2 protein-coding genes are annotated in these 1,268 nt (G+C 37.6%); both read left to right on the top strand.

Annotated features, from left to right (window positions below):
* Nucleotides 1-600, top strand: a 600-nt coding sequence (locus ACYVRH_RS12875) for a TP0733 family outer membrane beta-barrel protein (protein WP_461257299.1), incomplete at its 5' end; no start/stop codon positions are given.
* A gap of 14 nt (nt 601-614) precedes the next feature.
* Nucleotides 615-1,268: hypothetical protein (locus ACYVRH_RS12880; RefSeq protein WP_461257300.1), on the top strand; the 654-nt coding region annotated here is incomplete at its 3' end.

The following is a 1,268-nucleotide window of genomic DNA, read 5'->3' on the forward strand; positions in this document are numbered from 1 at the left end:
GGCTTATTTGTAATACTTTTTTTTGGGATTTCCGTCCTGCTTTCTGCCCAGGATGACGCTCCTGAAACTGAACCTGATTGGGAAGATATTTTCGCGTCTGAGTTATATACAAGGGGAGATCAGACTCTTTCTATTGGTTTTGGAGTAGGTTTTCCAATAGCGTTTATAAATCAAGGCGAGTCAATTGAGCATAAAATCACCCCGCCAATAGGCGGAACAGGGCAAATCAACTATACTTATTACTTAAATTCCCGTTTTTTTATGGGCGGAGAACTTGGCCTGTTATTTCTGCCCACGATAGGCGGCAATACGGTATTTATAACATTCTTCGGGACAAGGTTGGGAACTCAATTTATACTTGGACGGTTTGAATTTCCGATTTCTATAGCTCTGGGAGGAACAATACAAACATATCTTGATTTCGGTTATTTTGGTTATTTTATGAAAGGCGGAGGCGCCGCATATTTCAGAATTACGCATCAATGGTCATTCGGAATAACGTCAAATTTTTGCTGGTTCCCGCAATGGACAAATGCCCCCAAAAAAAACATTGACGCGCTTTTTGTTGATTTAGGGATTGTTGGGCGTTATCATTTTTAGTGGATAGGGTTAGGATGATGAAAGCATATTTGTTAAAATTATTAATTATTTTCTTGATTGTTTTTTCGCTCGTATCCTGCAACGATCCAATATTTTACATGGTTACGCAGGAAACTAAGTTAATTCCGCCGCGAATCGGAGGCTCTCCTACAAATTTCGCCATATTTAACAATGAAATGTATGTCGCGTCAGGAAAAAATATTTTTAAATATGGCAAAAACGCGCAGTCTAAGTGTGAATGGTCTAAATTAGGAAATTTAGGCGCCTATGTAGTAATGCTTGCGGCAACAGAAGAATCACTTTACGCGCTTTATTTAAGCGGCGACAGCGGAAGAATAAGACGGTATTTTAAAGACGGCACCAATGAAGATGTAAATCTGGCAGGTAATATTCAATCAATTCACGCGTCGGATAATATATTATTTGCATGCGCAAGAATTAACGATGATACGTATACTGTTCATTATAGAAAAGAAGGGGATGCGGATTTTAAAGAAATTCCTATAAAAATATCTGACACAAGACCGCTTGATTTTATATTAAACGGCGTGGTTTCTAATAGCAATTATTATTATCTATGCACAGACTCAGTAATTTTTTACGTGGAAAAAGACAAAATTGATTCTTCTTCCGATCTGCATATTTTTAAAAATGATGCGGGTAATAAC

Source organism: Treponema sp. R80B11-R83G3, assembly GCF_054786115.1.